21 protein-coding genes and 1 pseudogene are annotated in these 22,883 nt (G+C 39.2%); 16 read left to right on the top strand and 6 right to left on the bottom strand.

Features of this window, described 5'->3' with window-relative positions; all coding sequences use genetic code 11:
• Positions 1-541 precede the first annotated feature (541 nt).
• The 3 genes from ACFIKU_RS01460 to ACFIKU_RS01450 form a co-directional block, all read right to left on the bottom strand.
• Positions 542-1,585, bottom strand: coding sequence for a tetratricopeptide repeat protein (locus tag ACFIKU_RS01460; RefSeq protein WP_375656471.1), 1,044 nt, complete (start codon positions 1,583-1,585; stop codon positions 542-544).
• Positions 1,586-1,927: 342 nt separating this feature from the next.
• Complete coding sequence (locus ACFIKU_RS01455) at positions 1,928-2,293, bottom strand: helix-turn-helix domain-containing protein (RefSeq protein WP_375656470.1); 366 nt, start codon at positions 2,291-2,293, stop codon at positions 1,928-1,930.
• Positions 2,294-2,666: 373 nt separating this feature from the next.
• Complete coding sequence (locus ACFIKU_RS01450) at positions 2,667-3,032, bottom strand: helix-turn-helix domain-containing protein (RefSeq protein WP_375656469.1); 366 nt, start codon at positions 3,030-3,032, stop codon at positions 2,667-2,669.
• Positions 3,033-3,527: 495 nt separating this feature from the next.
• Here ACFIKU_RS01450 and ACFIKU_RS01445 point away from each other — a divergent pair, with 495 nt between their 5' ends.
• The gene (locus ACFIKU_RS01445; protein WP_375656468.1) at positions 3,528-3,716 is read left to right on the top strand and encodes an antitoxin; all 189 of its coding nucleotides are present in this window, start codon (positions 3,528-3,530) and stop codon (positions 3,714-3,716) included.
• Positions 3,716-4,003 carry a type II toxin-antitoxin system RelE/ParE family toxin gene (locus ACFIKU_RS01440; protein ID WP_375647368.1) on the top strand — a complete coding sequence of 96 codons (288 nt, stop codon included), beginning with the start codon at positions 3,716-3,718 and terminating at the stop codon, positions 4,001-4,003. The genes ACFIKU_RS01445 and ACFIKU_RS01440 overlap by 1 nt, the downstream gene beginning before the upstream one ends.
• Before the next feature lie 281 nt (positions 4,004-4,284).
• Here ACFIKU_RS01440 and ACFIKU_RS01435 read toward each other — a convergent pair whose 3' ends face one another.
• The gene (locus tag ACFIKU_RS01435) at positions 4,285-5,025 is read right to left on the bottom strand and encodes a TIR domain-containing protein (protein ID WP_375641834.1); all 741 of its coding nucleotides are present in this window, start codon (positions 5,023-5,025) and stop codon (positions 4,285-4,287) included.
• A 310-nt stretch (positions 5,026-5,335) separates the two neighbouring features.
• A complete protein-coding gene (locus tag ACFIKU_RS01430) occupies positions 5,336-5,998 on the bottom strand; it encodes a thiamine phosphate synthase (protein WP_375641833.1) in 663 nt (220 codons plus the stop codon).
• Positions 5,999-6,375: 377 nt separating this feature from the next.
• On the opposite strand from ACFIKU_RS01430, the gene ACFIKU_RS01425 reads away from it, so the two are divergent.
• From ACFIKU_RS01425 to tolB, 11 genes are all read left to right on the top strand, one after another.
• Positions 6,376-7,518 (top strand): OpgC family protein, encoded by a 1,143-nt coding sequence (locus ACFIKU_RS01425; RefSeq protein WP_375656467.1) that lies wholly within the window; start codon positions 6,376-6,378, stop codon positions 7,516-7,518.
• A gap of 181 nt (positions 7,519-7,699) precedes the next feature.
• Complete coding sequence (locus ACFIKU_RS01420; protein ID WP_375641831.1) at positions 7,700-8,218, top strand: DUF1465 family protein; 519 nt, start codon at positions 7,700-7,702, stop codon at positions 8,216-8,218.
• Between the two features lie 766 nt (positions 8,219-8,984).
• The gene (locus ACFIKU_RS01415; RefSeq protein ID WP_375656466.1) at positions 8,985-9,119 is read left to right on the top strand and encodes a hypothetical protein; all 135 of its coding nucleotides are present in this window, start codon (positions 8,985-8,987) and stop codon (positions 9,117-9,119) included.
• 1,026 nt (positions 9,120-10,145) lie between these two features.
• Positions 10,146-10,661 (top strand): crossover junction endodeoxyribonuclease RuvC, encoded by a 516-nt coding sequence (gene ruvC / locus ACFIKU_RS01410; RefSeq protein ID WP_375656465.1) that lies wholly within the window; start codon positions 10,146-10,148, stop codon positions 10,659-10,661.
• A 13-nt stretch (positions 10,662-10,674) separates the two neighbouring features.
• A complete protein-coding gene (gene ruvA, locus ACFIKU_RS01405; protein ID WP_375656464.1) occupies positions 10,675-11,289 on the top strand; it encodes a Holliday junction branch migration protein RuvA in 615 nt (204 codons plus the stop codon).
• Between the two features lie 13 nt (positions 11,290-11,302).
• A complete protein-coding gene (gene ruvB / locus ACFIKU_RS01400) occupies positions 11,303-12,397 on the top strand; it encodes a Holliday junction branch migration DNA helicase RuvB (protein WP_273723816.1) in 1,095 nt (364 codons plus the stop codon).
• A gap of 218 nt (positions 12,398-12,615) precedes the next feature.
• Positions 12,616-13,056, top strand: coding sequence for a tol-pal system-associated acyl-CoA thioesterase (ybgC, locus tag ACFIKU_RS01395; RefSeq protein WP_375656463.1), 441 nt, complete (start codon positions 12,616-12,618; stop codon positions 13,054-13,056).
• A gap of 1,711 nt (positions 13,057-14,767) precedes the next feature.
• The gene (gene tolQ / locus ACFIKU_RS01390; protein WP_375641824.1) at positions 14,768-15,481 is read left to right on the top strand and encodes a protein TolQ; all 714 of its coding nucleotides are present in this window, start codon (positions 14,768-14,770) and stop codon (positions 15,479-15,481) included.
• 15 nt (positions 15,482-15,496) lie between these two features.
• A complete protein-coding gene (tolR, locus tag ACFIKU_RS01385) occupies positions 15,497-15,949 on the top strand; it encodes a protein TolR (RefSeq protein ID WP_375641823.1) in 453 nt (150 codons plus the stop codon).
• A gap of 94 nt (positions 15,950-16,043) precedes the next feature.
• Positions 16,044-17,453 (top strand): cell envelope biogenesis protein TolA, encoded by a 1,410-nt coding sequence (locus ACFIKU_RS01380; RefSeq protein ID WP_375656462.1) that lies wholly within the window; start codon positions 16,044-16,046, stop codon positions 17,451-17,453.
• Between the two features lie 38 nt (positions 17,454-17,491).
• Entirely contained in the window at positions 17,492-18,817 is a 1,326-nt protein-coding gene (tolB, locus tag ACFIKU_RS01375) for a Tol-Pal system beta propeller repeat protein TolB (protein WP_375656461.1), read from the top strand.
• A gap of 1,096 nt (positions 18,818-19,913) precedes the next feature.
• On the opposite strand, the gene ACFIKU_RS01370 is transcribed toward tolB, so the two are convergent.
• Positions 19,914-20,660: a YebC/PmpR family DNA-binding transcriptional regulator gene (locus ACFIKU_RS01370; RefSeq protein ID WP_005774608.1), complete on the bottom strand. Its 747-nt coding sequence runs from the start codon at positions 20,658-20,660 to the stop codon at positions 19,914-19,916.
• 370 nt (positions 20,661-21,030) lie between these two features.
• On the opposite strand from ACFIKU_RS01370, the gene ACFIKU_RS01365 reads away from it, so the two are divergent.
• The 3 genes and pseudogenes from ACFIKU_RS01365 to ACFIKU_RS01355 form a co-directional block, all read left to right on the top strand.
• The gene (locus tag ACFIKU_RS01365; RefSeq protein ID WP_273723809.1) at positions 21,031-21,726 is read left to right on the top strand and encodes a DUF1013 domain-containing protein; all 696 of its coding nucleotides are present in this window, start codon (positions 21,031-21,033) and stop codon (positions 21,724-21,726) included.
• A 203-nt stretch (positions 21,727-21,929) separates the two neighbouring features.
• Positions 21,930-22,451, top strand: a complete 522-nt coding sequence (gene pal, locus ACFIKU_RS01360; protein WP_375656460.1) for a peptidoglycan-associated lipoprotein Pal — start codon at positions 21,930-21,932, stop codon at positions 22,449-22,451.
• Between the two features lie 52 nt (positions 22,452-22,503).
• Positions 22,504-22,883, top strand: a pseudogene (locus tag ACFIKU_RS01355) (tol-pal system protein); the annotation flags it as partial.

The raw sequence follows: 22,883 nt of genomic DNA, 5'->3' as shown, positions 1-22,883 counted from the left end.
CAAATCAGCCTTTTTGCTTTTAGTGCTTTAAGCACCTGGACATAGCAAAAACTCCCGGAATTCCGGGATACCCACAAAGTGGGGTAAATTCATGTTTGAGTTTTCGGGTTTTCAAGGCCCTATTGGTCGTTGCGTATGCGCCCAAAACATCTTTTAATTCATAAAGTAATTTCAGCAAATTTACAATAAAAAATAGTTTTTTTAATGAGAGTTGGTGTGTTTTTCATCCAAGCAAAAAGAATGAAAAAATAGAGCTTTTGGGATTTTCGTGATAGCCTAGTTCTTTTTCTTATTGGATATTGTTTGCTTAAGCAAATGATACCAGTGCATTTTTTTGCCAATGGAAATGTCGTTATAAAGATCTTTGGTTTGCATCCCCCCCCTCGACCAGGGTGCGAGCGCCCTCACGTTGGTATTCTGAGAGTAGTAAAGTACTGAGTTCAAATCAGCCTTTTTGCTTTTAGTGCTTATCGCCCCTGGACAGTGCAAAAACTCCCAGAATTTCTATAAATTTTATCTCTTTGAAGCAGAGAGGAGTATTTTAAAAAACAGGAAGGAGCTTTATTGCTTCTTTGTGCGCTTTTTCTAGTTGTGTTTTGTCCATGCCTTGGAGCATCATTTCAAGATCAGGGGCTTGCATTTTTGCCTCCTTTGCGAGCATATACCATGCCGCTGCCATTATTATATCGCCTTTTGTTCCTGTGCCATCTCGATAAAGCCTTGCAAGGGAAATCTGTGCTGGTGCTACCATGTTGATAGCATTTCTTTGAAGTAAATGAAAAGCACGGGGAAAATCTGTTTCTCCTCCACGCCCCTGTATAAGCCATTGTGCTAAATGAAGTTGAGCTTTTAAGTGGTTGTTTTGTGCCGCTACCTCCATGAGTTTGCGGGCATTGCGATCATCCTTTGGTCGTTTTAACGTGCCTAAGGAAAGAATTTTTGCAGCAGAAAAAGCAGCTTCAGCATCTCCAAGAGCAGCACCTTTTAAGTACAATTTTAAGGCTTGCTCGATGGCTTCATTTTCACGACTTTGGGAAGCAACACCAGGGAGAGCTTGTTTTTCCTGTGCGGCTTTATAAAGAAGCAGTTGTCCGTAATAAAAATAGGCTTCCTTGACGCCTGCATTGACAGCTTTTTGAATGAACTGTTCACCAAGTTCTTGATTTTGTTTTATAAAGTGACCATCAAACAACATAAGTCCATAGCGTAGTTGTGCTTGGGGTTCCCCCTGTTTTGCAGCGCGTTCAAACCATAAAGCAGCACGCGCACCATCAATAGGAACAGCACATCCTTCCATATAAATTCGGGCAAGAAGAGTTTGTGCAAAAGGATCATTTTTTTCAGCACGTCGGAGTGCTTCACGAAAAGCTTTTAAATAATAACCTTGAATGTAATAGTCATAGGCTTGGTCATAGTCCCCAGCTTTTAAGGGCTGAAAAGGTTCTTGTGTGTTTGAAGCTTCTTGAATCGTATTGAAAGAGTTTTCAAAATTTGAGAATTCTTCAGTGTTTTCAGCTGAATTTACAGCAGAACTTGCAAGTCCAATCACGCCTAAGATAAGCAGCTTCACGCTTCTCTTGATCATGGTGTTTTCTCCTCATTACCGATCAGAATTTTCACATTTTTTTTTCATTATTACAAGCCGTATAAGAATCTCATTTCTATCTTACTTTTTATCTCTCAGTTTTTTGTCTTCGTTAAGGTAGGGTTGGGTAAGTTTAAAAAAATAGCATAAATGTCGACGAGAGCCAGACTGTTGAAAATAGTCCTGTTAAAAATAATAATGATAAAGGGTTATCGTGTGTCAAGATACTGATCTTCTATTATATTAAGGGCTTCCCCCTAAAATGAAAAAATGCTTACAATGGAGGCTGCTTTTTAAAATACTTATGAATGCTTATGAATAGCGCACGCTATCCGTGTGATATTAGCTTGCACTCTCATCAGAGATGAGCTGTAAAAAGGCTTTCTTTTTAACCGTTGTGAGAGTTCTAAATCTTTTGAGCAACAGGTATTCCTCTGTGCTCGATGCGATTTCATCATGGTGGTATGGGGACTGTTTTTTTGTGATGATATCCGCATAGAAAAAGGAAACCGGAACATTTAAGATATCGGAAATTTCTTTTAAACGCCCTGCGCTGACACGATTTAAGCCTTTTTCATATTTCTGGATTTGTTGGAAAGTGACACCTAAATGTTGACCTAATGTTGTTTGAGACATCTTCAACATTTTTCGTTTTAAGCGAATTTTTTTGCCAATAAAAAGATCAATATTAAGATTTTGAGATTGCATTTTTCCCCGCCGGTTGCGAGCGCCCTCGCATGAGTATTCCGGGAGCTTGAAAACACTGAATCCGAGTCAGCCTTTTTGCTTTTAGTGCTTAAAGCACCTGGACATAGCAAAAACTCCCGGAATTCCGGGATACCCACAAAGTGGGTTCATTTTTACGCTCGGATCTAGGGTTTTCAAGGCCCCTTTTGGTCGTTGCGTATGCGACCAAAACATCTTTTAATTCATAAAGTAATTTCAGAAAATTTACAATAAAAATTAAAATAGTGTCTCTTAACGTATAGTTTTTTAAAATGGAGGGGTGGCATGTTTTGCATTCAAGCAATAAAGTGTTCACAAAGTGGGACTTTGAATAGCACGCGCTATCCGTGTGATGTTAGTTTGCACTCTCATCAGAGATCAGCTGTAAAAAGGCTTTCTTTTTAACCGTTGTTAGAACTCTAAATCTTTTGAGCAGCAGGTATTCCTCTGTGCTCGATGCGATTTCATCATGGTGGTATGGGGGCTGTTTTTTTGTGATGATATCCGCATAAAAAAAGGAAAGTGGAACATTCAAGATATCAGAAATTTTCTTTAAACGTCCTGCGCTGACACGATTTAAGCCTTTTTCATATTTTTGAATTTGTTGGAAGCTTACGCCTAAAGCGTGTCCTAAAGTTGTTTGAGACATCTTCAACATTTTTCGTTTTAAGCGAATTTTTTTGCCAATAAAAAGATCAATATTAAGATTTTGAGATTGCATTTTTCCCCGCCGGTTGCGAGCGCCCTCGCATGAGTATTCCGGGAGCTTGAAAGTACTGAAATCTAATCAGCTTTTTTTGCTTTTAGTGCTTAAAGCACCTGGACATAGCAAAAACTCCCGGAATTCCGGGATACCCACAAAGTGGGGTAAATTCATGTTTAGATTTTCGGGCTTTCAAGACCCTCTTGGTCGTTGCGTATGCGACCAAAACACCGTTTAATTCATAAAGTAATTTCAGGAAATTTACAATAAAAATAGTTTTTTACTTACAAAATTTGTTTTTTAATGAGAGGCTATCCGCCTTTCAACCTCTCTGGAACGATTACCAAAATCATGACATCAGCCCCCGTGTTTTTTGAGAGGGTTAAAAAGCCTTAAGTTTTAAGATCAAAAGAACTTTGGACGCTTAAAAGTTAAACATTTTCAATTCGCTAATATTGACAACATAACCAATAGTAATTATCTTCAATATTCAGGAATAGAAAGGACATACATATGAAGACTACCCTTTCTCCGCTAATTTCAGAGTTCGAAACCGTTGAACAGGAAAGCAGCTACACTGCATGGTTGCGCGATAAGGTAGCGAGAAGTCTTGCAAATCCATATCCTCCTATTCCGCATGATGAGGTTATGGCTGAAATGGAAGTTATAATCAGTCAGCTTGAAGCTGAACAGGGAAAGTGATGCTTCCGATTGTTTGGTTGTCTTCGGCGCGCGACGATTTGCGTCAGATTTTAACGTACATTGCTCGCGAAAATCCATCCGCTGCGCGCCGAATGAAAAGGTTTTTGGAAGCATCCGTATTGCCATTGGCAGAACATCCATATTTATACAGACAGAGTGAGAAGGTATTAGGATTACGAGAAATTGTAGCGCATCCAAATTACCTTATATTGTATCGAGTAGCTGCAAATCAAATCGAAATTGTAGCTGTAGTACATGCCCGACGTGAATTTCCTATTTTTCTTTAATCTAATCAGAGGCTATCTGCCTCTTAAACCTTTCTGGAACAATTACCAAAATTATGACAACAGCCCCGCGTTTATCAAAGAGACTAAAATGATTTCTTCTACGGTAGTGAATTCACACGCAGTCTCTTCATTTAAATTTGCACAATTGCTTGCTGTTTGAGGAAAGGTGGGGGGTGATCGTTTCTTTGAGCCTATAGGATGTGTGTGTCTGTGGAATGTGGTAGGGTGCCTTGTGGTTTTGGGCGTGCGCTTTAAAAGTTAAAGGGAAGCATTATTCAAATTTAACGTGATGCTGTAGCAAATTTTCTTGCATCTAAATTGTAGCCGGCTTCACATAGTCGATCAAAAAGATCCGGAAGTGTTTCTTTTACGTGTTCATTAAAAGGAGTGTATTTAAGCCCACCAAAATCTGAAGGGAGTTCAAGGTCTTGTTTTTTTAGAATAGCGACATTTTTGCGAGAAAGTGCAGCGGTTAACATGCCCATTTCGAAAATAACGTTTTGTCGTGCACGAAATTGTTCTTTTTTTTCCTTGTCAGATCTAGCATAGCCTATATCATCGGGAGTAAATAGCACAATACCAAATCCTATAGAATCGTTACAAGCTTCTTTTTCCAAAATTTCAATGAGGGTTAAACCATTACCACCAGTATTTTTTAAGATGTATGGTTCGAGACCAAGCCTGCGAAGAATAAGTTCAAGTTGCTCTAGAGCAATAAGGTCATGGCCATGAACGATAAAGATTTTTTTATTTGAGGTGTTGGAGGCAGTTTTTGAGAAAGGAATCGTTGATGTTTCATCTATATGCTTTGCTAAATCTTCTGTTAGCTTTTGTTTTATGTTTGCGCTGCCTTGAACTTGAAGTTTTCCTGTGCTTTTAAACCAATTAATAGTGCCTCCTTCGGAGGTTTTGATCTGATATCCTTCAGGGGATGGATGTGATAGAGGTTTAGTTTCTTTGATTTGATATCCAGCTTTGCAAATTATGTTTGTAAGATCTTCAAGTGTTCCGCTATATTGCATTTTTATGTCCCCTGCATATTTGTATCGTCAGCTATTGGTATTTAGTACCAATATTGAAAATGACCATTTTCCCCAATCATAATGCTTTGTCTTTATAAGACATTGAACGAGAAAGTTTTTATGATCCTTTTTTCTATATATTATATGAAAAAAAGACGCTAGTTTTTTCATCTCATTTGATTGAATTATTAAGCAGTTTTATTGAGTTTCGAGGTATCCTCTTTTCTGTTATTGTGTGTTCTATATAAGTAATATAGTGGTGAGTGTTTGGATTTTTATTAACCCTTTATTTATAAATTCTCCTCCTATATTACAAGGGGGTGTTTTCACATTTTTCTTGCATTGTTTTAAGCAGTATTAAGGGGTTGTCGTTCCCAAAAATCACTTCTTCTACAGCAATGAATTCACATCCAGTCTTTAAGGCTTCATCAAAGGTTGAAAAATCGCTTCCTGCTTGGATAATGGCGGGGGTTTGCATAATTTCTGCCCACCATGTTGCTAACTGGAGATTGCGGGGGTGCGCATGGGGTTTTTTATCAGCACCGAGTTTTCCAAAAAATAGATAATCAACACCTGTTTCTGCTGCAAGCATAGCACTATGGCGATTGCGTAGATTGCCAAAGCCTATGATTTTTTGTTCCTTTTGCTGATTTTTGAAGCTTTCAAGAGCGTTAAGATCATCTTCTATGTGCAATCCATCAGCCTTTATGCGCCCAGCAATGCGGCTGTCATCAGCGATGAGAAGGGCTGCGTCATGATGTTGAATATCTTCTGCGTAAGTTTGCGCTTGTTGTTGTAAAAAAGAGCTATCATCTTTCAATTTTTCAGAATCATAGAGGATGACGCATGCAAAAGACTTTGTTTGAAAAATTTGCTGCAAAAATGTGTGTGGGGTGTTGCGCCGAACATCAAGTGTTAAAATTAACTGAGGGAAAAGAGGCGGATCAATTGGTTTATTTTTTTGTTCTGTCATGTCAAATCCCTGTTTCTTAGAAAAAAATAATGCTTAAAATGAAAGTTTCATTCTATTATGCTTATTTGCGATGAAAGTGACCACCATTTTCACGTAATTTAAAGAATTTGTGGGTGCGTGGGAGCCTGCTTATGAGAAAGGAGAATGTTTTTAAGCATAATATGTCGCCTTTTTGCTGTGATACACGTATGGATTCTTTTCGTTCTTTTGCTTTTAAAAAACTTTTGCCTTTTAAAAAATAAACACTTAAAATGAAACTTGACTCTTAAAAATTAAAATTTCATCCTGTTTGTGCTTGTTGGCAATAAGGGTAACTACCATTTTATGGGACTTCAAGGGGTTTGTGGAAGGGGTTTGTGGCGTGTGGGAGTCCACTGATGAAATACCAAGGTGTTCTTGAGCATAAAACTCAACCTTTTCGCCGTGATACACGTATTGACGTTTTTCGTTCTTTAGCCTTATTGACGATTTTCATCAACCATATTCCCAGAACGATCTATGAGTCTTTTACCCATAGAAATTTCGGTTTTTCTGATTGTGCAGAAGTGTTTGTTTTGCTTTCAGGGATTGCTCTTGGGTTAAGCTTTCACGGTCGGTTACAGCAAAAATCCTTTGCTTTTATCATTCGAAAACTTTGGTACAGAGCTTTGCAGCTCTATGGCGCATATCTTTTTACTACTTTTGTCACGTTAAGCCTTTTTTTTGTTGCCTTTTTATTATGGAAAACAGAAAAACTTTTATCGATGAATAATGTGGGACTCTTTTTTAAAGAGCCTGTTATCGCATTTTTGAGTACCTTAAGTTTTGGGCATCAATTGGGATATAATAATATTCTTCCACTTTATATCGTTTTGATGTTTTTTGCGCCTTTTATCCTTTATTTGAGTTGTAAACAGACAAAATGGCTGCTTTTGGGCTCCTTTACACTGTATCTTATCTGCGGATTTTATAAAATTGCTCCTCCTTCTTATCCTTTAAAGGGAAAGTGGTTTTTAAACCCTTTGTCTTGGCAATTCTTATTTGTCATAGGATTGACCAGTACTTTAGCGCTTAAACAAGGAAAAAAAATCGCTTTTCAGTCTTTTTGGATTGTTTGTGCGGCAGCGTATCTCTTGTTGGCACTGTTATGGGTTCGCTTAAACTGGTGGGGCATTTTGGGGTGGCTTGGCTGGTCTTCCCCATTGTTGAACTTTAATAAAACCTTTTTAAGCTTGCCACGTTTACTCCATGTTCTTGCATTAGCCTTTTTTATTCTTTCTTTGCCGCGCATCAATAAATGGTTTTATGTCTCTCAGAAACATCCTTTAGCAATTTTAGGAAAACATAGTTTACCGGTCTTTGTAACGGGAACCATTTTTGCGATGTTTGGACAAATTATAAAAACAGTGATGACAGAAACGTTTTTTTCCGATACCCTCTTAATAATAACGGGTATTGCTTTGCAATTTGGAGTCGCCTATTATTGTGAAAAACGGCAATCTTGGCAGGGATCCTTTTCGAGGAAACTGATCCGTTTATAGGAAACGTTCCTATAGTGTTTGTTGGGTGCGTTAACCTTAGTATAAAAAGCGCGTTGCACAAAAAAATTAAAAGAGGTAGCAGTTTTAAAAAAAAAGCGTTCTATACAGCAACAAAAGAAACTTTTTAATACTCTGTTCGTTGAGGAGTATAATTTTGTGCTGATACTTGGAGTATAAAAGCGTGAGTGTACATAAACGTCCATATGATGACCCTATTATCATGATTGAGCATAATGCTTTTGAAAATGCTTTTAATCGTCTCTATGAAGAAACAATGGCGCTGATTGAAAAAACCGCAGCGTATATTGACTCAGAAGGGAAATTAGTAGCACGCTCTCTTTCGGCAGAGGTTTCTGCAATCTATGCAAAAGAGGCTATGTATTTAAGTACACGACTTATGCAAATCGCTTCTCAACTCCTTCTTCTTCGCGCAGAGCGTGAAGGGGAAATGTCATCAGAACAAATAAAAAAAGAAATTGTAAAAGTGTCTGTTCATACACCGACATTGGAACTTGAAACCCCTCATTGGCATGAATTGCCAGAAATTTTCCGCCAATTTGTTTCTCATTCATTGCGTTTGGAAGCGCGCATACAGTATATGCGTGCTGGGTGGGAAACTGCAGCCTCCTGTGCCTTAGAAGATGATAATCCAGTAGGAAAACAAATCGAATTGCTCAAAACAGCCTTTGGGCGTTCTTAGAGGTACTCCCTTGCTTTGTGCGAAGGGGAAATGTCATCAGAACAAATAAAAAAGAAATTGTAAAAGTGTCACTTCATACACTGAGCATTGGAACTTGAAACCCCTCATTGGCATGAATTGCCAGAAGTTTTTCGCCAATTTGTTTCTCATTCATTGCGTTTAGAAGCGTGCATTTTTTTCATTTAGAGATGCTGCTGTAGTTTAAGCACTTTGGTCAATAAGCGGCGGCTTTATCTTGAACGATGATAATCCAGTAGGAAAACAAATCGAATTACTGAAAACAGCTTTTGGGCGTTCTTAGAGGTACTCCCCTTGCTTTGTGCGAAGGGGAAATGTCATCAGAACAAATAAAAAGAAATTGTAAAAGTGTCACTTCATACACTGAGCATTGGAACTTGAAACCCCTCATTGGCATGAATTGCCAGAAGTTTTTCGCCAATTTGTTTCTCATTCATTGCGTTTAGAAGCGTGCATTTTTTTCATTTAGAGATGCTGCTATAGTTTAAGCACTTTGGTCAATAAGCGGCGGCTTTATCTTGAACGATGATAATCTAGTGGGAAAACAAATCGAATTACTCAAAACAGCTTTTTGGCGTGCTGAGAATAATAGCTCCTTGCTTCTTTCTTGCGATATTTAGAGCAGTATACCCATTTTTTTTTAACAACCGAAATTTCACAACTAAAACTAATCTAGAGTGCTTTTTTCTGCCTAATTTCTATTTGAGCGTAGGAAATATCTTGAGCTTATAGCTGAAGGGTATAGGTATTGATTGTAAATTATGGCATGGGATGGAGTATGGTTGGTTTTGTGGGAAATCGGCTTTGGTTGATTGCAGCTGGAATACTTTCTGTTGATCTATCGTGTGATTTTGTTTTGGTTATGATAATGATCTGGCTCTAAGATAGAGTAGGGGCTTGTACATCAATTTATTTATGCTCTATAATTTATGCCTATAAAGCTGCTGTAAAGTGTGTGTTATGAGGATGATACACATTGTTACAGTTTTTGGGCTTCTTTTGTTTTGAATGGAAGGTATTTTCCTTCGCGTAAAATAAAATATCCAAAATAAAGTGCCATATAGTGTGCCATATAATGAATGTCCCATGGGTTCCTTGTGCCCCTATGCATGTTCCTCTCTATGAAATGTCCCTCTCTACGCAATGTCATTGTGGTGTGATGAGTATATTCAAAAATATCTCTCAGTTCTTATTCATATCCGTTGAGCCTCTCTCATCTTTATGCTTGCAAAGGAGAAAGCCGGCACTATCATCATCTTTGCCAGTCCCCAATGTTGCGGCAGCCTTTGGAACTTGAGACAATTCATTAGAAGCATTATTTTTAGTCCTTTCTTGTACAGTTTCACTCTATACGGCAATCCCACGTTTCATATGTAAGAGAATGGTTTTAATTGCTTCAATATAAACAGATTTGTAATGAGAAAATCTTAGGATATTCGGGATTCTTATGCAACATACAAAATAATTAATTATCTTTATAAATCAACGTGTTGTCGTGTTATGGTAGCGTCATGCTATAATGTAAAAAGTTTTCGCAAAGTGTGTAGCATCCATTGCATAGCCTCTTTACACATTATGAATGTACAATCCAGCACTGATCTATTTGCTCGCTTGCGATGTTTAACCGTTATGGCATTGGATATGATATAGAAAGGGAATTTTTATGCTTTAGAGGGTGCTTGATAAGGTGCTTGCTTGTGGTGTGTGAATGGTTTTGATTGATTTCAGTTATGCTTCATAAAGTATGTTCTATAAAGATGCTGTTCGTTGCGTGTTATAGTTATAATTGTATAAATTGGGGGCATGATCATCTTTTGACTGGTTTTGTCTTGTACTGCTGTTTTCTTTGTGGTCTTGTCTTTATTCACATCTTTATTCACAGGGGGGAAAAGTGTATAGACTGTAGTTTATGGCAGAGGCGATTCGTATTATAGGCATTGATCCGGGATTACGGCGTACAGGGTGGGGCGTTATCGATGTTGCGGGTAATCGTCTTCAGTTTATTGCAGCGGGGACGGTTTCTTCTGATGTAAAGTGTGAGCTGGCTTCCAGACTATGTCAGATCCACAAAGGTCTTTCAGAGGTTGTGCATCAATTTATGCCCCATGAAGCTGCTGTAGAACATGTGTTTGTCAACAAAGATGCTACAGCAACTTTAAAACTTGGGCAAGCACGTGCAATTGCATTGCTGGTTCCTGCGCAAGCCAATCTTCCTGTTTTTGAATATGCGCCCAACAAAGTGAAAAAATCGGTTATTGGTGTTGGGCATGGGGCTAAGGAACAAATCCATATGATGGTCAAAGTTCTCCTCCCACGGGCTGAATTTGATAGCAGTGATGCGGCTGATGCTCTTGCTCTTGCTCTTTGTCATAGTATGCATCGTAAGAGTATTGACCGATCTTATCAGGCAAGGATGGCGGTATGATTGGGGTGGAAGCATGATTGGCAAATTAAAGGGCACTCTTGAACATATCTTTGATGATCATATCCTTCTTGATGTTCACGGTGTGGGTTATGTTGTTTTTGTTTCAAATCGGCTCCGTCCTTCTTTACCCTCTGTTGGGGAGGCGTTAAGCCTTTTTATTGAAACGCATGTTCGGGAAGACGCAATCCGCCTTTTTGGTTTTGCTACAAGAGCTGAACAGGAGTGGTTTTGTCTTCTACAAAATGTTCCTGGAGTAGGGGCAAAGGTTGCTTTGGCAATCTTGGGTACTTTATCGCCAGATGAGCTTGCACAGGCTATTGCCTTAAACGATGTTGCGATGATTAGTCGAGCGCCGGGCGTTGGTAAAAAAGTCAGTGAAAGAATTGTGGGTGAGTTGAAAAGTAAAACACTCCCCTTTGAACAAGCGATCAAGACTGTTTCGGTGCCTCAGCGTGAGATGACCAATCAACCTGCGCATGATGCGCTTTCTGCGTTGATGAAGCTAGGATTTGAACGCGAGCAAGCATCTCGTGCTCTTGCTCTTGCGATGAACGCTCTTGAGGGGGAAACTGTTTCTTCCGCCCTGCTGATCCGCCATAGTCTCAAATTGCTTTCTTCTCCTACTTAAAATCAAGGTAACAATGCATAAAGATGAAGATAAACGCCTTCTGGGTTCCGCCTCCCTTCCTAACGATCCAGATCGTTCCTTAAGACCACAAGTTCTCGATGATTTTATTGGTCAAGAAGCGGCGCGGGCTAATTTAAAAATATTTATTGAAGCAGCAAAAACGCGGCAAGAAGCGCTGGATCACGTTTTGTTTGTAGGACCACCGGGATTAGGAAAAACAACGCTTTCACAGATTATGGCAAAAGAATTAGGCGTTAATTTTCGCTCTACGTCAGGACCGGTTATCGCTAAAGCAGGAGATTTAGCCGCTCTCTTGACCAATCTTGAAGAACGTGATGTCTTGTTTATTGATGAAATTCATCGCTTAAATCCGGCGATTGAGGAAATTCTTTATCCAGCCATGGAAGATTATCAACTTGATTTGATCATTGGGGAGGGGCCGGCGGCACGCTCAGTGAAAATTGATCTGGCTAAATTTACTTTGGTAGCGGCAACCACACGTTTGGGGCTTTTGACCACACCGCTGAGAGATCGTTTTGGCATCCCAATTCGTCTCAATTTTTATACTATAGAAGAATTGGAATATATTGTGCAGCGTAATGCACGGCTTTTTGCCGTCAAGATTAGTGATGATGGTGCTCATGAAATTGCACGCCGAGCACGGGGGACTCCTCGTATTGCTGGACGGCTTTTGCGGCGTGTTTGTGATTTTGCTTTGGTTAAACAGGCAAAACAAATTGACCAAAAAATCGCTGATGAGGCGCTTTCGCGCCTTGAGGTCGATCATCTTGGTCTTGATCCGCTTGACCGTCGCTACTTGCTCCTGATTGCGGAAACTTTTTTAGGGGGACCGGTGGGGATTGAAACGATTGCTGCTGCTTTATCAGAACCACGCGATGCCATTGAAGATATTGTTGAGCCGTATTTGCTCCAACAAGGTTTTATTCAAAGAACCGCTCGTGGACGCATTCTCACTGAAAAGGCTTGGAGCCATTTAGGGCTTTCTGCTCCTGCCTCTACAACGTCTATACAAAGGCGTTCTCAACTTTCTGATGCTCAAGACAATTCATCACTTCAGGCGTCTTTATGGGAGGGGGAAGATGATTAAGACACTCTCTTTATTAAAAGAAATTATGTGAATATTTTATAGCAAGGTCATAAAATACAAGAGACGCACTTCTTTTTGCATATTCTGACCAAAAGGGTCTTGCACTATTAAGGGGGGCTTTTTCTTTTCACAACTTCAACACAAAAATGTGTTCAATCTTTTGATCTATAAACAACTTGCTATATTAATATTAAATGATTTTATGGGATATGAAGTCGATGACAGAAATAACACCTTTTAAGAGCAATCATACAAATGCTTTTCATAATTTTCAGGTCCGCGTTTATGTTGCGGATACAGATTTTTCCGGTGTGGTTTATCATGCGCGTTATCTTGAGTTTTTTGAACGAGGACGTTCAGAGTTTTTACGGGATACCGGTTTTAATAATAAGATGTTAGCAGCTGGGGGTGAGGGGGAAAAACTGTTTTTTGTTGTTCGTCATATGGAAATTAACTTTTTAAGACCAGCTAAAATTGATAATCTTTTAGTCGTTAAAACACGTGTTACTCATATCCAAGGGGCACGCTTTTTTATGGAGCAATCTATTTTGCATGAGGCGACCACGTTGGTAACAGCTAAAGTTGAAATTGCTCTGATTAATGAAGAGGCAAAACCACGACGTTTACCCAAAGAACTTTTTGAAAAAATACTAGGTTAAAAGTGTTATTCATTGAACGAGCAGCTTTAGGAGATATGAAGTAATCTATAATCTAAGACATATATTTATTATAGCTTAAATATTTTCCAACAAGGTCATACGATACATCAAAAGAAAGCTCCTCTGCTACAATAAATTGAAGATGATATTTCACAAAATTAAACACGTCTCATCCATGTTATGATTCAAAATCAATGTCTTATTATCCATTTTCTGCTATAAACTGAAGATACTTTTCTTTTGAAGAAAGGTTCGTTGGCATAAGAAAACAGCAGAAAAGTACAAAACAAAAAAAGAAATAAAAAATACATTAAGATTTATTTTTATAAAAATGCACATACCCAGCAAAATATTGCAATAAGTGATAATAAGCTATTAGGTCGACAATTCTCTCAAAAACACTTAAAGGGTGTTTTAAGCAATTTTATTTATTTTTTACTGGATTGTCATTTGGCATCACAAGAGTGCGTGTTCTATCCAGTTTCATCTATCATGCGTGACTGTATCTGCGCTTTTAAAAGCAGTGAATGAATGAGAGATCAATGCATACAAAGCAGAAATGCATTTTTGATTTAAAGTTTTAAAAGCATATTATTATATAATAGATTGACTTAGAAAGATAAATGATCACTTCTTATGGGCACAAATTCCAATAGAGTAATGAGAGTAAAATACTTTCATTACAAATCTGTTCATGTTGAAACAATTAAAATCATTTGCTTACACATCATCATAAGATGAGCAATGTAAATTATTGAAAAAATTGTAAAAATATTCCTTATGGGTTATTCTCAGTGCAATAACGATCAAATATCGCAAGTGAGCAAAGAGAACGAAAAAGCCGGTTTTCATGAATAAAGATGTGAAAAGGCTTTTTCACGTCACAGAAGCTTTTACGTTATACCATGGTGCCAGAGAGATGAAGGGCATTGCAAGGGGCTAATTCACAACACAATGAGATTATATGAGACTTACACTAGATTATATGGGACTTACCTTAGGGGTGCATGGGTGAGGCGCATTGTTGTGAGGCATTTTATGGTGGTTTATTGTTGTTTTTTGTGCCAGATGGTGTCCTCGTATTAAATTTGATGGAAAATGAGAGAAACAATAGCTTGAGATAAAGCGCAATCTTTCATGATTATAACATATTTATTTATAATGATTAATTCATTGCGTTGTCATTTTCAGATAATTCTGAAACGTGTAAGATGTTTTCTTTTCAAGCTCTATTGCTGCCAATTAATCAAAAACATTTTCTTACATGTCACAAGCGGGCTTGGTGAGTGGGGACAAAAACACTTAAGATAAGGAATAAAAATGCCTCTTATGAATGTTTTCAAGTGCTAAGACTTATCGCTGCATTTTAAGCTTAAAACGTGTATTGAGGGTTTAGCTTTCTTTTCATGAGTGTAAAGATGGTGGTGCATAATAGATTTGATATCATGCATTTTTATATCGTTTATTTTTATAGCATTTATGGGGAAGGCTTTATGGTTATATTATTTCATAAATGCCGTTTTGAAATGAGAGAGGGCGTGAGTTGAGGGATGTCTCTCGTCATCACTTTTTAAGAAAATTAAGAAATAAGTCTTGTTTTAGCGCATGGATTTATGTGAAACTGAGGTTTTTTACTTAAATTTAGAAACTATAAAATAATCTGTTTTATAGAATTTTAAAAATACACCTTTTATTTAGAGGGACAAAAATTATGCCGCATGGTGAACTAACGAATCCGGAAACAATTGGAATGTTACATTTATTTATGCAAGCGAGTTGGATCGTGAAAGGTGTTATGATCGGGTTGCTTCTCGCTTCCATCTGGAGTTGGGCAATTATTTTTGATAAAATTTTTACGTATCGGAGAATACGGCGTGAAATAAAGCTGTTTGAACGTACATTTTGGTCAGGCAAAGCGCTAGAAGATCTTTATGCATCATGTAAAAGTCAACGCACCAATAGTATATCCGCCGTTTTTATGGCGGCAATGGTTGAATGGAAAAAATCTCTTGAAAAAGGGACCCATACATCGAAAAGTTTGCAGAGCAGAATTGATAAGGCTATGGATTTGACGTTGGGACGTGAAAGTGAAAAAATAGAATCGAAATTAAGTTTTCTTGCAACACTGGGATCCGCGGGCCCCTTTATTGGACTTTTTGGAACAGTTATTGGTATTATGGAGTCTTTTCTTTCTATTTCAGCTTCTCAAAATACATCACTTGCCATTGTTGCGCCAGGGATTGCAGAAGCGCTTTTGGCAACCGCTATTGGTTTGTTTGCAGCAATTCCAGCCGTTATTGCTTATAACAAGTTGACTCATGAAAGTGCGCGCATCATTGCACAAATAGAAAATTTTGCCGATGAATTCTCAACAATTGTATCGCGGCGTATTGATGAAACACGCACAGCACCTTCCTCTTTATAAAAAGGAGCTTATCCCATGGGAATTTCTGTTGCTTCTTCTTCTCGAAAAAATACACGTAGGCGCCATCATTCACGAAGCCAATTGATGAGTGAGATCAATGTCACTCCTTTTGTGGATGTTATGCTGGTCTTGTTGATTATTTTTATGGTCTCTGCCCCCCTTTTAGTGAACGGTGTTCCTCTAGATTTGCCTCGTAGTCAAGCGGGGCCCGTACGAGCTCAAAAAACGCCCCTTACGGTTTCACTTGACGCGCAAGGGCGCTTTGCCGTTAATCAAGATTATTATGAAACATCACAAGCACTGATTGCACACCTTAAAACTCTTCTGGAAGAAGATGCTACACAAAAAGATCAACGGGTTTTTGTACGGGTTGCTAAAACTGTTGAATATCAGCAAGTATTAAAACTGCTGGCGGATATTCAAAAAGCGGGGTTTTCTCAAGTTGCGTTAGCAAGTCTAGCACAATAAATAATAAGTAATAAATCCGCATAAATGATTGTTTTTAAAAGAGTGTAGAGTGATTTAAAATGAAAAAATGTAAGGCATAAATAAGGCATAAAGAATGAACAAAGACTCCTATCATAGCATGAAACGAGGCTTGGCTTTATCCCTTGTGGTCCATGTCATTTTTCTCAGTTGGGGAGCCATTCAGTTTACAAGCTCTGTCTCTTTACCACAACCATTGGAAGCAATTCCCATTACTCTTGCCCCTTTAGTGGACGAGTTGTCCTCTCAACGAGGAGCCGTAAAGGCTCCTATTCGTGCAATCCCTGCCGTTAAACCGACTATGCAACCACAAGAAAAAGAAGATGCACGCCATATTGGAGAGGGACAAGTAGATAGTCTAGCACCGTTTCAACCAAAGGAAAAACTGCGCCCTGTTGAAACAGCATCGCTACCACCAAGCAAGAACACGTCAGAAACATTGACACCCGAACTTACAAAACCAGAATTATTAGAAGCAAAAACAGAGGATGCGCCCAAAATTGCACCTGAGATGCCTTTGAAAGCGCCGGAGGAAGCGCCCAAGGTTGCACCTGAGATGCCTTTGAAAGCGCCGGAGGAAGCGCCCAAAATTGCACCTGAGATGCCTTTGAAAGCGCCGGAGGAAGCGCCCAAGGTTGCACCAGAGATGCCTTTGGAAGCGCCGGAGGAAGCGCCCAAGGTTGCACCTGAGATGCCTTTGGAAGCACCGGAGGAGGAGCCCAAGGTTGCACCTGAGATGCCTTTGGAAGCGCCGGAGGAGGATGCGCTCAAGGTTGCACCTGAGATGCCTTTGAAAGCGCCGGAAGATGCACTCAAGCCTGCGCACAAAAATGAAGAGATGATATCGCCAAAAGAATTGGCTCCAACGGTACAGAAGGCACCAGCAGAGCAGATTGTTCATCAAGCGCCAAAAATTACACTTCCAGAAAAATTTTTTCTTCCACAGTTTAAACCAAAATTTGATGAAGATGTTCTAGGGAAGAATGCGGCTACATTGAATCAAAAGACGCCAAAGCTTAACAAAAAAAACCAAGAGAAACAGACCATTGAAGATATTTTAGCACTGGAGGAAAATAATTTGCTCAATCGTGCGCGGTCACAAGGAGGGGGAGCAAAACGTTCTCATACACCAGAAGCTTTGGGGGCAAGAAAAAATATTAATAATACCACAAAAATGGCACAAACATTGGTCAACATTGCGGGGGGATGTATTCAACAGAAGCTTAAACTTGTGGCACTTGGTGGCGATTTAAAAAATCGTCCGGTTGTGCGGTTGCGATTTTACTTAGACCGTGAAGGGATGGTTGTGGGCGATCCTATCATTGATCCGGTAAGCGGTCTTGAGAGTCAACAGGCTATTATGATGAGGCAGGTGTACGCCGCTGTCTTTTCATGCCAACCTTATGCAGATCTCCCACGTGATCAATATGATCTATGGGGGCAAGGTTTTGACTTTAATGTTGATCCCCTCCAAGAAATAAGATGATAAATAAGAAAAAAGCGCTTAACGAAAGGACACATTCCATGACGACTATAACGAGACATAAAGTTTTTGCTTGGTTTATTGTCACTTGTGGGTTGTGGCTTTCAAGTATTTCATCGGGTTATGCGCAATTGAAAGGAACTATTTCGAGCGCTGATTTTAATCCCATTCCCATTGCAATTACAGACTTTATTTCCAATGATTCGATTGGGTTGAAAATATCTGCTGTGGTGACAGCTGATCTTGAACGGTCGGGGCTTTTTTTACCGCTTGATAAAGCAAACTTTTTTGAAAACATTGCTAATCCTAATAAACAACCGCATTTTGCGTCTTGGCAGAAAATAAAAGCGCAAGGTTTAGTTACTGGGCAAGTCATGAGAGAAATCGATGGACGTTTGAGGGTCGATTTTCGTTTATGGGATGTTTTTGGACAAAGACAATTGAAAGGACGGCGTTTTTATACCGCGACAGAACGTTGGCGGCGTGTGGCACATATGATCGCAGATGAGATCTATAGCGAGATGACAGGAGAAAGTGGTTATTTTGATACACGAATTGTTTTTATCGATGAAACAGGCCCCCAAAATGCACGCATCAAACGCTTAGCAATGATGGATCAAGATGGCGCAAATTTGATTTATATGTCTGATGGAAGTGAATTGGTGCTTACACCACGTTTTTCCCCAAAAAGACAAGAAATGACCTATATGGCTTATGAGGACAATCAAGTCCCTCATGTTTATCTTCAACAAATTGAAATGGGACAAAGAGAGTTGATCGGAACGTTTAATAACATGACAATTGCTCCGCGTTTTTCTTCTGATGGACAAAAGGTCATCATGAGTTTGTTACAAAATGATGGCAGTGCAAATCTTTACACCATGGATTTACGAACCCGTACGATGACGCGACTTACAACAACTTCTGCTATCGATACTTCTGCTTCTTATTCACCGGATGGAAAACAAATCGTCTTTTCCTCAGATCGTAGTGGAAAGCCGCAAATCTATAAAATGAATGCGGATGGGAGTGATATTCAGCGTATTTCTTCAAATGAGGGGAGTTATTCGACACCTATTTGGTCACCACGGGGTGACTATATCGCCTTTACAAAACAATTAAGTGGACAATTTTCTATCGGTGTTATGCGCCCTGATGGACAAGGAGAACGAATTTTAACCACGGGTTTTCACAATGAAGGACCAACTTGGGCACCCAATGGTCGTGTGCTGATGTTTTTTCGCAAAAATCCCGGTATGGGACCAAAAATTTATACGATTGACATTACGGGACGCAATGAACGACAACTCCCTACACCCAATGATGCTTCCGATCCAGCATGGTCACCTTTGCTCAATATACAGTAAAACAAAATGCTTAAAAACAGAACATAGAAGGAATATAGTCTATACAGTCTCAAGTCTACACAATATCAATTGTCTTTAATTATTTAAAAGAAGGAACCGATTATAGTGGACATGGGGAGTTATGTAGATTTCATCCATCATCTACGGTTGTTTATTGATAATGGAATTTCCTTGGGGGAAAATGCTTAAAAAAATTCAAAAATAATTCCTTGAAAAAATAGAGTCAAAAATTCTGAGGTCTCTAGATTTCAATTTTTTATTCAAAGTGTTGCTATATATATTTAAACTTCCTTTTCGATTTGGTTTGCGAAGAGTTTGGACTCCAAGGGTGTTTTTTCTGTTGCTCTGTGATGTGTCTTATTCAAGTGCGCTGTTGTTTTAGGTCTGAATATTGGTTGATCGGTAATAGAAAAAGGACAGATTTTTAAGATAAATGACGTTATTTTATGAAACATACGATACCATAAAGTTAATGCCATAGGGTCAAAAATTTATCCGCAACGGATTAGAGAGATGTACCAGCTTTTTATACAATACTTTGCTAAACAATCAGCTCTACTTTGCTAAACAATCAGCTTTGGCTTTCCATTTGCTTATTTTATTCTGTGATGTTGTCAAAACACTGTCATTTGAGGTGTGGGGATATAAGGCATATAAACTTCCTTGAGATATTTAAGTGTTTTTTAAGTGCATGGCGAATATTTAGGGAAGTGGACGTGTTTTGAGCCTTAAGTTTCAAGTGAATTCCATGGGTGATTCGTCATAGAAGCACGTCAAGAAAATCTGAATTGTTTATAGACCGGATCATCTTCATTACTTGAGGGTGGGGAGGTTAATCTTAAAGAACAAAAAGATCGAATAGAGAGGGGCTATAGGGATAATCTTTGGGGTATATAAGAAAGGCGTGAGGCTACAGAGTCTTGTATGCTTTTTTTTAAGGTTATGTTTTCTGGAATTCATGGCGGTTTTCTTGTTGCACCAATGGTTAGTCCCCGCTATTGACGCGGGGCTTTTATATGTGCGGATAAAGATGAGAGGTGATAGATGCTTTTAAAGCCCTCATGAATGGAGAGAGGGCTTATGCAAATGATGGGAATTATACAGACAGTTTTGCTAAAATCTCATCGCTGACATCAAAATTGGCATAAACATTTTGTACATCATCATCTTCTTCTAATGTTGAAATCAGTCGCAAAACGGACAAAGCTTTTTCTTCATCTATTGGTGCAAGGGTGGTGGCTTTCCAAATCGTTTTAATCGATTCTGCTTCACCAAGTTTTGCTTCAAGTGTTTTGGAAACTTCACCAATATCTTCAAATGCGCAGGTAATATGATGTCCGGTTTCTTCTGATTGCACATCTTCGGCACCGGCTTCAATTGCTGCATCCATGATGTTATCGGCTGTTCCTGCTTCTGGTTTATAGATTATTTCACCAATCCGATTAAACATGAAACTGACCGATCCTGTTTCCCCTAAGGCTCCTCCTGATTTTGTGAAGGCAGCGCGCACATTTGAAGCGGTGCGGTTGCGGTTATCAGTTAAAGCTTCAACAATGACGGCAACGCCGCCTGGTCCATAGCCTTCATAGCGTACTTCATCATAATTTTCGACATCAGTGCCTGAAGCTTTTTTAATCGCGCGTTCAATATTATCCTTCGGCATCGATTGTGCTTTGGCATTTTGAACAGCCAGCCTTAAACGTGGATTCATGGCTGGATCAGGAGCACCTTGTTTTGCTGCTACGGTAATTTCGCGCGCAAGCTTAGAAAATATTTTCGAGCGCATTGCATCTTGACGCCCTTTACGGTGCATAATATTTTTAAATTGTGAATGGCCTGCCATAGTTTTCCTTCCTATTTGAGGGCTTTCTTCCCAGTTGGATACTCTTTAGAATTTAAGGCGATAAAGCATGCATCCCACCAGAATAAATGTGCCACAGCATGAGGTGAAATAATCGAATAAACCCTTTATAAGAAAATTCATCTTAAAGGTAAAGAGACCTTAGTTGAGGATCATTACAAGAGAGATCTCTTGTCGTTGAGCAAAAATAACGCTATAACAGAATGTAATCTCATAGCAAAATGGTTTATTCCGTACCTCGCTTTGTTTTAGGAGTGGTTGGAGAGACCTAGTAACATATAAAAAGTTTCAGTGCTCTTGAGTGGGCGGTAACCGGCCTCATATGAAGAGGCGCAGAAGAGGATTTATAAAAATGGCAACGCAACTTTTGATGCCCAAAGCAACAGCTGTTTGGTTGGTTGATAATACAGCTCTTTCTTTTGATCAGATTGCAGAATTTTGTAAATTGCATGTCTTGGAAGTAAAAGCTATTGCCGATGGTGATGCGGCTTATGGTATTAAAGGTTTAGATCCAATTAGTTCTGGGCAATTGACGCGCAGTGAAATTGCACGGGTGGAAGCTGATCAAAACGCACGCTTGAAAATTTCTCAATCTAGGGTGCATATTCCTGAAAAAAAACGTAAAGGGGCGCGCTATATCCCTCTTTCTCGACGCCAAGATCGTCCCAATGGTATCCTATGGTTGGTCACAAATCATCCCGAATTGAAAGATGCACAAATTGCACGGTTGATTGGGACAACAAAAGCGACAATTGAACAAATCCGCCTTAGAACCCATTGGAATAGTGCAAATTTGGTTCCTCTTGATCCTGTAGGACTTGGTTTGTGTTCGCAAATCGATTTAGATTTTGAGCTCCAGCGTGCGGCGAAAAATCGTCCTGTTGCTGCAGAAGAAGATAGGTCGTTGCTTCCCGCTTCTGTGACGGAAAACGCTGCTCTAGAGGAAAATGAGAGTGAAGAAAATCTGCATAAGACTTTTGATGCTGATAAAGTTTTTGCAAAGCTGAACGCGCTGCAAAAAAGTCGTCAAGATCAAGATGATGCATAGAAAACCAGATGCATAAGGGAAACATTTCTTATGGCAATGTGAGAGGAACGGCTGAAAAGAAGAAAAATTGGCAGAGACTCAAAAATAAAAATGATGACCAAAAAAAACAGAAAAAATTTCGTCTTCATTAGGAATTAACGGTTATTCTTAAAAATATTTTTAAGAATTTATCCTTCTTTACGACACTCAAGGAGAAACGGACTATGCGCTCTACCAAAAAAAACTTCTCTCATTCCTTAGCTATCCTCTTTTTTTTCTCACTATGCTTGGGTGGTTGTGGTAAAAAAAATGTCGGTGCACTTAACGGTATGAACGGCGCTTATATGAATGATGCTGGTTTGAACCAGGTGTCACCAGGTTCAGGACAAGAATTTACGGTTAATGTGGGTGATCGCGTATTTTTTAGTCTCGATTCTTCTTCACTTGATGCTGATGCCGAACGTATTTTAACGCGCCAAGCAGAATGGTTGCTTCATTATCCTTATTATTCTATTATGATCGAAGGTCATGCTGATGAGAGGGGAACACGTGAATATAACTTGGCACTTGGACAGCGCCGTGCTGTTGCTGTGCGAAACTATTTGGTGTCTCTAGGCGTGTCTGAACAACGGATTCAAACAATTTCTTACGGAAAAGAAAGACCTGTAGCAGTATGTGATGATATTTCCTGTTGGAATCAAAATCGACGTGCTGTGACAACGTTGAGTGACATGAAGAGTCATTAAAAAGGAGATTGTTTGTTTCAACTATTCAATAAGCTCTTAAGGGGAAAAAAGAATGTATCGTAAAATCAATTGGAAAACACTCTTTTATATGGGGGTTTTCATAGCTTGTTCTACTTCATTTGTTCAAAGTGCGGCACGAAAGGCTTCCGAATATCCTGCACATGATACGGATAAAGTTGATGCAGTTGATAAGGCAACTGATGATGTAAAGAAAGCACCTGAAGCAGCTGATAAAGCAGCATCTGGAGCGGAGGAAAAAGCCACTGATGCTGTTGATAAGGCTGTCGATGCTGTGAAGAACGCACCTGAAGCAGCTGATAAAGCAGCGTCTAGCGTGGTGGAAAAAGCCACTGACGCTGTTGATAAGGCTGTCGATGCTGTGAAGAACGCACCTGAAGCAGCTGATAAAGCAGCGTCTAGCGTGGTGGAAAA

Origin of the sequence: Bartonella sp. CM120XJJH (assembly GCF_042194715.1) — a bacterium.
Taxonomy (GTDB): domain Bacteria; phylum Pseudomonadota; class Alphaproteobacteria; order Rhizobiales; family Rhizobiaceae; genus Bartonella.
The sequence above is the reverse complement of the archived record's forward strand: the minus strand, read 5'-3'. Positions and strand labels throughout refer to the sequence as shown.